Below are 6,947 nucleotides of genomic sequence, written 5' to 3' on the forward strand. Positions count from 1 at the left end.
TCGCTGCGCCGGGGTAGTGGCGACAGCATGTACACAAGGAAAGCGTACGCAACACGGGAAGTCCCTCGGCGTGGTCAGGGATGGCCAACCGGACGCCCGCGAGGGACAGGCCGGGCGCCTTGGGATGGCGCATGCGCATATCGTCGATCATGCGCTGACGCAGCGGGCTGACGTTCGGTGGGGAGGTCATGATTCGGCTCCTGCTGGAGAACGAGGCGGATTGCCTCAACGCGGCCCATGAACCGACCATCGCACCGTGACGCCGAATGACTCAAAGTGGGGCTATCGCGGCCAGTCATTCACTCACAGTCTCGTCGATTTGATACATGATCTGGAAGGCGTGCTACTACTCTTCGCGGGTCATACGGCGTGTGATCAAGCCGGCTAGCGCAACGTCCGAAAGACCGAAGCCGAGCGACTTAAAAATTGTCACGTCGCCTCGTGCGCGATCCGGAATCTGGGCATTCGTGAGTACCGCGCCCAGTTCGACAACGCGGTCCCAGTCGACAACACCCGGCGCGGCCATCAGCAGATCGCCCGCTTCGGTATGCGCCTGCTCCAGCGACTCAACGACAAGCGTGCTCGCGCGCGCCAACAGCGCGTCGTCGAGTTCGCGCGCATCGGGTTTGCTCGAGCCGATCGCTGCGACGAATGCGCCCGGCTTCACACACGTGCCGTCAAAGAGCGGTGTCGCGCTTCGCGTCGCGGTGACGATCACATCGGCGGCCTGAGCGGCTGCGTGCGCGTGGCTGGCTTCGATCAGTTTGTCGGGGAAATACGCCTGCATTTCCGCAACCGTCTGTGCGACATGGTCGATTCCGGCGATCAGCACGCGCTCGATGCTGGAATTGTCGGCGAGCGCCCGGATATGGGCTCTGGCCTGCCGGCCGGTGCCGAACACCGCGAGCACGCGTGCATCGGGCCGTGCGAGCGCATCGCTGGCGATACGCGTGACTGCGGCGGTGCGGAATTCGGTCAGTGCGTCGCCGTGGAGAATCGACATCAATTGTCCGTCTTCGCTCGAGAAGAGCGGAACGACGAAATCGAACCGGCCGCGATGCGTCGAATAGATCTTCGCACCGCACACACCCGCGCTCGGCAGGATTGCACCCATCGCACTGATCGATACATGCTCGCCCTTCGTTCTGACGCGCGGCTGAACCGATGCGCGGCCCGCGCCGTGTTCGATCAGCGCAAGGCGCAGTTCGGCAATCGCGTCGCGCATGGTGATGAGACGGCGCACATGGTAGTCGGTAATGAAATGCATGATGTTGTGTCGGGTCGGATGAGAGTTGGTCGTCAGGAACGGCGGTTTCAATAGCGCTCGAACGCGGCCTGCAACGTATTCGTGTCCCAGCCTTGCGTGAGTGCCAACGTGAGAAGCAGTCGGGCTTTCTGCGGAACCTGGTCGCCGACGGTCAGCCAGCCATACTCGTCGTCGGGTTGCGCGCCATTGCGCAGCACGATGCCGTTGCCGGTGCGCGATGCCCGAACCACGTGCACGCCGCGGCGCGCTGCTTCCCGAAGTGTCGAGAGCAGATGGCTGGCGACGTTGCCGTTGCCAGTGCCTACAAAGATCAGCCCGCGCGCGTTCGCGGCGATTGACGCGAGTGCATCGGACTCGAGTGCGCCGTATCCGTAGACGATGTCGACTTTGGGCAGGCTGGCAAGCCTGTCGAGCGACCACGGCGTGTCGAGCGTATGCGCGCGCGATGGGCGGCGATAGTAATGCGGCACGCCTTCGATCACATATCCAAGCGCACCATAGGGGGAACGAAACGCTTCGAGCTTGAAGCTGTTGCTCTTCACGACATCGCGCGCAGTGTGTATTTCGCTATTGGCGACCACCAGCGTACCGATGCCGCGCGACAACGGGTGCGCCGCGACCGCGATTGCATCGTAAAGATTAAGCGCGGCATCGGAACTCATCGCCGACGGTGGGCGCATCGATCCGACTACGACGACCGGTTTTACGCTTTTGAGCGTCAAATGCAGAAAATACGCGGTTTCTTCGATCGTGTCGGTGCCGTGGGTGATCACCACACCGTCCACATCCTGCCGGGCAAGCACATTGGCAACGCGCTTGCCGATTGCGAGCAGATGCTCGTTATTGAAGTTCTCGGAGCCCGTTTGCAGCAACTGCTCCGAGCGCAGATTGGCCAGCGCCAAGGCATGAGGGATGGTATCGAGAACGTCGTCGATGCCAAGCACCGAGCACAGGTAGGCAGACGTGTTCACGGCGGCTTTGCCCCGGCCGGCAATGGTGCCGCCGGTGCCGATTACCAGGATGTTGGGCTTTGCTGTCATGCGGGTTGGATCAGGTAGGGGAACGCGCTCGCGAAACGCATCGCATCGCATCGCGGCATTAATTGGAAAGGGCGAACGTGCGGCGCAGTTCGTGGCCGGTGCTGCTTGCCAGCCAATCAGCGAGCAGCGCGGCGGAACCCGTCGCGAGCGTGAATCCGAGCGCGCCGTGGCCGACGTTGAGCCACAGGTTGCGGTAACGTGTCGGTCCGACAATCGGCGTGCCGCGTGGGGTAGCCGGGCGTAGGCCGGTCCATTCGCGGGCAGTGATGGACCCGGTCAAATCAGGGAGCAGAGCGGCTGTCTCGGTGTGCAGCGTCCCCAGCCGGATGGGATCGGCTTCGAGCGAATAGCCTTCAATATCGGCAATGCCCGCAACGCGTAATCGATCACCCAGTCGCGCATAAACAACTTTGCGGCTGAAATCCGTGACGCTGAGGCGCGGCGCGACCGTCTCCGGTTGCAGATCGAACGTGAGGCTGTAGCCCTTGAGCGGATACACCGGCACACGGATATGCAGCGCCTTCAGAAGGTGTGCCGCCCCGGCGCCCGACGCGACGACGATATGATCCGTTGCGAGCGGTGCGCCGTTCTGGAGAGCTTCCACGTCGCCGTTCGCGTTGAGTCTCAAAGTGTCGATCGGCGTATTCATCAGCAAGCGAACGCCTCGTTCGCGCAACACGGCCGCGAGGCCTTCGCAGAAGCGCAAACAATCGGCGGTTTCCTCGCTCGGTGTATGAATGCCGCCCGCGAGAAGCGGCTTGACGTGTGAGAGCGCCGGTTCGAGTTCGACGCAGGCGTCAGCGCTCAGCGCCTGCTGTTCACAACCGAGTGTGCGCTGGAATTCGAGCAGACTCAGGGCATTTTGCATGGCGTTCGCGTCACGGTGCACCACGAGCTTGCCCGAGCGAACGAAGTCGAAGTCGAGCGTGGGTTCTGTGCCGATCAGCTCGTGCATGAGCGTTCGACTCAGGAACGAGAGCGACAGCAGACTGCGTGTCGTCAGTTCGCTGCGTTCGCGAGTGCATGCCGAAAGAAATGCGAAGCACCAGCGCCATTGCTCGACGCTCAGCTTGGGCCGCAGACGCACCGGCGAATCGCGCTGCGTCAGCCAGCGCGGCAGCTGCGAGACGACGCCAGGGCCGGCGAGCGGCGCGACATAGCTGTACGACAGTTGGCCGCCGTTGCCGGAACTGGTCTCGCCCGCGACGTCCGCGTGCCGGTCGGCGACCGTCACGTCGTGGCCCGCGCGACTCAGGTAATACGCGCTCGACAAGCCGATGACGCCTGCGCCGACGATCAATATCCGCATGCTGCCGTACTCGCTCTCTGGGGTGATTTGCGTTGGGGCGTGTGCCACGCGATGCATGGTGTGCCCGATAACTGCACTGTACGGTGGCATCGACGCAGAGGAATTGCACCGATCTGCCGGAAAATAGAAGAAACGCGACAGATGTTTGAGGGACGAGACGAAATGCGCCGCGCGCGGTCCGCGAGGGTCAGGCCGCGGCAGCGCTCCGCGACGCGCGTAGCTTGCCCGGCGTCACGCCATAAGCCCCGCGGAACACGCGAATGAAATGTGCGGAGTCGGCGAAGCCGCACTCGTACGCAATGTCAGTAATCTTGCGTGCCGTGTTGACGAGCATCCAGCGCGCGTAGCGCAGGCGCATGCGCCGATAGAACTCGTTCGGCGATGTGTCCATCTCCGCCATGAACGCGCGTTCGAGATTGCGCACGCTGGTGCCGATCATCTTCGCGATGACGGCAATGTTCAGCGGTGCTTCGAGGTTCTCTTCCATCAGCAGCACCGCGTGACGCACCGTGGCATCGTCGACGGAAAGGTAGCCGAGCGCCGCGCGCCGCTCGACAAACGAGGAGCCGCCCTGACGGCTCACTGTCATCTGATGAATCACCTTCGACGCGCGATCCGGCCCGCAATGCAGGCTGATCAGGCGCGCGGCCAGTTCGACCACGGAAATCCCGCCCGCACAGGTGATGCGGTCGCCGTCAATCAGATAGTCGGCGTGCGTGATGACACGCAAGGCCGGAAACATGCGCCGGTAGTCGTCGAGATGGAAGCTGTGCACGCAGGCGACGCGATCTTCGAGTAGGCCCGCGCGCGCCAGCACGAAGCTGCCGGTGCACATGCCGACTAGCGGAATGCCCGCGTGGACGGCCTGTTTCAGATAGTCCCAGTAGCGACGGTCGACGTGATCGAGATGCGGCAGCAGGCCGCCTATCACGACCAGATAGTCGAATTGCGTGACGTCTGCAAACGCGGACTGCACCTGCACCGGAATACCGCAGCTCGCCTCCACCGATTCGCCTTGCACGCCGACGATCGTCCACAGGCAGCGCAACTGACGGCTCTGGTCGCCGCGATCCGCGGCATGGCGCAGCGCATCGCACAGGCCGGCGAGCGACAGCATGGGAAAGCGCGGCCATAAGAGGATGCCAACGCTCAATTCCGCTTCGGAGCGGCTTGCGCGTTTCTGGAGCGTACGCGGTAACGCGTCCAACTGCTCGACCAGTTCGTGAGCCGCCTGCGCATGGGGCTGGGAAACGCTAGGAGGAGGGTCAGCAGTCGGCATGCGCGAACTCGTGGGCGGTTCGTTCTGATTATACGGTGACGGGTTGCGAATCGGTGTGGCTGGCGCTTGCCGCAATTCTTCTATTTTCCGGCAGATCGATTCAATGCCGCAGCATTCTGGCTGCATAAATTTGTAACCGCTAACGAACGACGCCGCGCCCCGAGGTGCGGAACGCTCCAGCGAAGGCAGGCATACCGGCCGCATTGACACGCATGCGGCTTGTGCGTCCGGTCGACGGACGGCGCTGGCCGCTCGTCCCGGCCAATCACAACTACTTTTTCGGGTGAAGCATGAGCAAAAGCACAGCCTTGGGTCGCGGCATGGCGACTGTCGGCATTCTGGGAACGTTGGCGGCCGCTGCAATGGGCGTCGCCCGTGCCGACGAGATGGTGAAGATCGGCGAAGCCGCGCCCGTGACCGGACCGGCTTCGTACCTGGGCAAGGACACCGAAAACGGCGCGCGCCTCGCGATCGAGGAAATCAACCAGACCGGCCTCATGATCGGCGGACGCAAGGTGACGCTGGTGTTCGACGCACAGGATGATGCCGGCGACCCGCGTCAGGCGACTCAGGTTGCCCAGAAACTGGCGGACGACAAGGTTGTCGCGGTGGTCGGGCACATGCAGTCGGGCTCGACCATTCCCGCTTCAAAGATCTACAACGATGCGGGTATCGTGCAGGTCTCGCCATCCGCGACGAATCCGGCGTACACGCTGCAGGGATTCAAGACCGCGTATCGTGTAGTCGCGACGGACGCTCAGCAAGGTCCGGCGCTTGCCGACTACGCGGCAAAAACGCTGAAGGTGAAAACGGTTGCGATCGTCGACGACTCGACCGCCTACGGTCAGGGACTTGCCGTCGAATTCGAGAAGCAGGCGAAGGCGGACGGCATCACGGTGTTGTCACATGACGCGAGCACCGACAAGGCGGTCGATTTTCGCGCGATTCTCACGAAAATCAAAGGCGAAAAGCCCGACGCGATCATGTACGGTGGACTTGACGGCACGGGCGGCCCGTTCGCGAAGCAGGCGAAGCAACTCGGCATTACGGTGAAAGTACTGGCCGGCGACGGCTTATGTGCCGACGATCTCGCGAAACTTGCCGGCGACGCATCCGATAACGTGATCTGCTCGATTGCCGGTGCGCCGCTGCTGAAAATGGTCGAAGGACCAGCTTTTGTCGAACGTTACAAGAAGCGTTTTGGCTATGCACCGGTCTTGAACTCGCCGTTCGCATACGACGCGGTGGGCGTTATCGTCGCTGCGATGAAGCGCGCGCAATCGACCGACTCCGCGAAGATTCTCGCCGCGATGCCGGCCACCGACTACCACGGTGTGCTCGGTGAAACGCAGTTCGATTCGAAAGGTGATCTGCGGCACGGCGTAATTTCGCTGTACAGATATGTTGGAGGCAGACAGACGTTACTGGGCGTCGTGGAGAAGTAATCGCGTTTTAGCAGTCTTTTTGTTTCCTTATAAACTCCGCTTCCAGACTTGTCGTTCCTGCAGCGGCACAGGCGCTTGTTCCTGTGCCGCCTTCTTACGACACCATCATTTCGGTTCACGCTTTGCAGGTACTCTGCGACGCTTTAATACGCGTTCCCATCTGACCTTCACTGGAACGAAGGTTGACCTCAAATGGACTCTGCAACCGCGCAGACGCTCGCGGGCGGCAAGCGGCAAATGTTGGCTATGGCTAGAGTGCTTTCCTCAAGGTACCAAACTGGCTAGACGGAGGAACTGAGTACTGCAGTCGAACAACGACAGGCCGATATCAACGCTAAAACGGACACCCGCAATCTCGGCCCGAAGGGCTGGTCAGGGTCGGGAGTACGCACTGACGACTGACCGCTTCAGGGCAGCGGAATTCCACTGGCCGCTTTCCAGCGATGAGTTCGAAGAGAGGACTGACGCAGCCCGACCCAATATAGATAGTCCGTCCCGCTTTCATCGATACTGGTGGGACTGGCAGCGAGCTGCCAGTCGAGGCGGGACATGCACCCGTGGACTACGAATATCCCGACCCAAACGCCTGGACGATTGCCGCTTTAGC

General features: G+C 62.0%; 5 protein-coding genes and 1 pseudogene. 1 reads left to right on the plus strand and 5 read right to left on the minus strand.

The window, feature by feature from the left end; translation table 11 throughout:
• The 5 genes and pseudogenes from C0Z16_RS39260 to C0Z16_RS36595 form a co-directional block, all read right to left on the minus strand.
• Positions 1-190 (minus strand): annotated as a pseudogene (locus C0Z16_RS39260) (hypothetical protein); the annotation flags it as partial.
• Between the two features lie 156 nt (positions 191-346).
• Positions 347-1,267 (minus strand): ornithine cyclodeaminase family protein, encoded by a 921-nt coding sequence (locus C0Z16_RS36580; protein WP_102636801.1) that lies wholly within the window; start codon positions 1,265-1,267, stop codon positions 347-349.
• 47 nt (positions 1,268-1,314) lie between these two features.
• Positions 1,315-2,307, minus strand: coding sequence for an asparaginase (locus tag C0Z16_RS36585; RefSeq protein WP_102636798.1), 993 nt, complete (start codon positions 2,305-2,307; stop codon positions 1,315-1,317).
• A 58-nt stretch (positions 2,308-2,365) separates the two neighbouring features.
• Positions 2,366-3,616, minus strand: a complete 1,251-nt coding sequence (locus tag C0Z16_RS36590; RefSeq protein WP_102636799.1) for a D-amino acid dehydrogenase — start codon at positions 3,614-3,616, stop codon at positions 2,366-2,368.
• Between the two features lie 187 nt (positions 3,617-3,803).
• Entirely contained in the window at positions 3,804-4,895 is a 1,092-nt protein-coding gene (locus tag C0Z16_RS36595; protein WP_102636802.1) for a GlxA family transcriptional regulator, read from the minus strand.
• A gap of 320 nt (positions 4,896-5,215) precedes the next feature.
• On the opposite strand from C0Z16_RS36595, the gene C0Z16_RS36600 reads away from it, so the two are divergent.
• Positions 5,216-6,340: a branched-chain amino acid ABC transporter substrate-binding protein gene (locus C0Z16_RS36600; RefSeq protein ID WP_102636800.1), complete on the plus strand. Its 1,125-nt coding sequence runs from the start codon at positions 5,216-5,218 to the stop codon at positions 6,338-6,340.
• Positions 6,341-6,947: the final 607 nt, after the last annotated feature.

Source organism: Paraburkholderia rhynchosiae (assembly GCF_002879865.1).
GTDB lineage: Bacteria > Pseudomonadota > Gammaproteobacteria > Burkholderiales > Burkholderiaceae > Paraburkholderia > Paraburkholderia rhynchosiae.